The sequence below is a fragment of the Ruegeria sp. AD9 genome (assembly GCF_056542305.1).
The window spans coordinates 1-2,917 of sequence record NZ_JBQFZP010000049.1 but is presented as its reverse complement, the minus strand read 5'-3'; the positions used below and the strand labels follow the sequence as shown (position 1 = coordinate 2,917).

The 2,917-nt window shown below is 56.0% G+C and carries 4 protein-coding genes; 3 read left to right on the top strand and 1 reads right to left on the bottom strand.

Annotation, left to right across the window (positions count from 1 at the left end; all coding sequences use genetic code 11):
• Nucleotides 1–53: 53 nt before the first annotated feature.
• Nucleotides 54–353 carry a GFA family protein gene (locus ACR0AM_RS21500; protein ID WP_480623988.1) on the bottom strand — a complete coding sequence of 100 codons (300 nt, stop codon included), beginning with the start codon at nucleotides 351–353 and terminating at the stop codon, nucleotides 54–56.
• 287 nt (nucleotides 354–640) lie between these two features.
• Here ACR0AM_RS21500 and ACR0AM_RS21495 point away from each other — a divergent pair, with 287 nt between their 5' ends.
• The 3 genes from ACR0AM_RS21495 to ACR0AM_RS21485 form a co-directional block, all read left to right on the top strand.
• On the top strand, nucleotides 641–910 hold the full coding sequence (locus tag ACR0AM_RS21495; RefSeq protein ID WP_480623987.1) for a WGR domain-containing protein: 270 nt from the start codon (nucleotides 641–643) through the stop codon (nucleotides 908–910).
• 524 nt (nucleotides 911–1,434) lie between these two features.
• On the top strand, nucleotides 1,435–1,839 hold the full coding sequence (locus ACR0AM_RS21490) for a DUF3768 domain-containing protein (RefSeq protein ID WP_480623986.1): 405 nt from the start codon (nucleotides 1,435–1,437) through the stop codon (nucleotides 1,837–1,839).
• 220 nt (nucleotides 1,840–2,059) lie between these two features.
• Nucleotides 2,060–2,917 (top strand): ParB/RepB/Spo0J family partition protein (locus ACR0AM_RS21485; protein WP_480623985.1); only part of this gene is annotated, 858 nt, incomplete at its 3' end.

Genomic DNA, 2,917 nt, shown 5'->3' with positions numbered 1-2,917 from the left:
CTCATCTCCACTCTCTGATGGTTACGATGAGCCTGAAATCCTCCGCTACGCAATCAACCTAGTCTGTTCCATGGGTGCTGATGGCGGACAGTCACACCCCACAAGCCTGACCCGCAGGTACCGCAGAAATGCTTGATAACAGGTCGGCCTTCCTTTGAGGTCTTCTCAAAGGTCCGTGGTTTGCCCTTCAGTAGCTGTAGATTTTCTGACTTTATCATGTACCCGGCGTAGCCATCTGTACCGGTCATCGATAGGCAATCTCTGCAAAAACACATGAGTTGCAGTACCGCTTCACCGGTGATCCGGTAGCGCACTTCACCACAGAAGCACCCACCTTCCAATGATTGTGCCATGTTCGTTCATCCCTCTATGTCCACTGGGAAGAGTAGTGAACATCGTATGCGCCCTAATCTGAGGCGGCAACATTTCCACATTGCTTCTGGCTATCTCACGCGGAATTTCATCATCTGACTAAATGCGGCAGTTTCCGGCCGTGAAAAATTCTCTTCTGCGTGAGAACGGTCATTAAAGAGAGAAAACTGTGCGGCTGTCCGCTCAGTAAATGTAGGTCCGTTCCATTGAGGATCAGAATCCATTCCGACGAATGGATCTTGCAAAGTCATTGGACAGACGGTCTGAATTGACCGACAATCGTATCATGGAGCTGACAGCTACCACACCTGTCCACCTGATCCATGTGGATCCAGACGTCAATATGGCGCGGTTCTATGGAATTGAGCTGCAGCCGACGCTGTTTGGTGAAGTTTCCGTCCTTCGCACATGGGGACGTATCGGCACAAACGGACAAGCCATGATGGTGACTTACGAAGACGAAGCCCAGGCCGGTGAAGCGCTCCACAAACTCGAAAAGCAAAAGCGCCGCCGGGGGTATGTTCCGGTCGGTGAGTGACTTCAGGTGACAATCTGTTTTCGTAGCAAATCCCGAGCCTGTCGCCTCGTGAGCGGGCTCTAGGTTCCAGCCGGCGTGCCGGCTTCCACCCAGAACACCCCGACATGATCTCCCTGACGCAGTAGCCCTTGACCCGTCTCATGCGAGCCGGGGCAGGGGCTTTGGGTCATGGTCGCTTCCTGCCGCGGTGATCTGCCCATTCGGGTGACGATCCCTTTTGCGCTTCCACAGGATCGAAGATCCTTTGGCTTCTTTTGTTGGTCAGGCGGGATTTGGACAAGCCAAACGCCGCCCGACGTCAGGGGGAAGGCGCGGCCTCCCCCCTCGGACAAGACAAATAGACAAGACCGTGTCCTCGCGCGATGCGCTGCGGGCCGCACCACTCTTGTCGATTTGTCCTGTCTCGCCCCTCTCCGCGTTCGCCACGAGGCAGGTTTTAGAGACGACGCCCTTTCAGGGCTCGGCTCAAAACCAGAACCAAAGGGGACCAGCCCCGGAGGTCGCATGACATAGGAGAGACGGTTTTGAACAGTGAAACAACAAATGACATCGAAAATGACACCAGCCTTCAGGCGGTTGAGATCGCGGCTCAGAATGACCTGTTTCGGAAAGCCCTGATCGACCCAAATGCAGCGATTGAGATGCAGTCCAAAGGCATTCAGGGGCAGGTGTTCGTGACGCCGGGCGTGTCCGGCGAAGGGGTGGAGTTTCAGGCTGCGGCATTGGCGGCTGTGGCTTCGGATGATCAGTTTGACGAAGGCAATGACCCTTATGGCGATCACACATTCGGAACAGTGACGGTCAGCGGCCAAAAACTGTTCTGGAAAATCGATCTCTATGACGCGGATTACACCTACGGGTCCGACCGTCCGTTTGACACGTCAGTGACGCGCCGCGTCCTGACGATCATGTGCCCCAGCGAATATTGATCCCAATCCCAAACTAGAAAGGAGGTGAGTTCATGAACCCATACACCCTCGCACGACAACGTCAGTTGGCTTGGAACAATCTCAAGAAGGGCGGCCTTTCCGGCAAGATCGCCCGCGCCTTCTTGAAACAACACGCGGCCGCCTAAGCGGCCCCGCTCTACCCCGGAAGGGGTAGGGCACCCTTAACACGAAGCGAAACACGTAAACAAGGATTTGCCCCATGAGCAAAGTCGAAACATTTACCGCACCGGAAACCATTGAAACCGTCGCCCTGTCCGATCTCTACCTGTCTGATCTGAACCCACGACAGGAGGTTGCCGAGGAAGGCATTACCTTGCTGGCAGACAGTCTGGTCATGTGCGGCCTGATCCAGAACCTCAGCGGCCTGCGCGATGCAGATGGTAAAGTCGCCATCGTGGCCGGTGGCCGCCGCCTGCGGGCCTTGAACATTGCCGTGACCGAACGCGCCGATCTGGCACAGGTCCCCGTGAAGGTCACGGATAATCCCTTTGTGGCCGAACAATGGGCCAATGCGGAAAACACCGCGCGCGAGGAACTGGACCCAGTGGACGAGGTCCGTGCCTATGGCAAGATGGCCGAGAAATCCCTGTCTGTTGCCAAGATCAGCAATGCGTTTGGCGTGACCGAAGCCCATGTGCGCCGTCGTCTTGCGCTGGCGGGTCTGCCTGCCGCCGTATTGGATGCGCTCAAGGCGGGTGAGATCAGCATGGGGCTGGCCAAGGCCATGACAGTCAGCACCGAAGGAGAGAAAATTCTGGAGGTGCTGGAACAGGCCAAAGAGTGTCGTTGGTTCAGTGAGCATGATGTGAAACAGGCCCTGACATCTGAGGCTGTCAGCAGCACCAACCGCAAGGCCGTGTTTGTGGGGCAGGAGGCTTATGTTGAAGCGGGCGGCGCAATCACCGCTGATCTCTTTGCCGATGAAACCCTGTTCAATGACGGCGCGCTACTGGATCGGCATATTGGTGTCAATGGCATCTCAAATTTCCCCAGAACGGGCAGGTTAAAATTCCCCAGTTTGGCGGTTTCGGTTGTCAGCCGGTTCAGTGACTTGCTG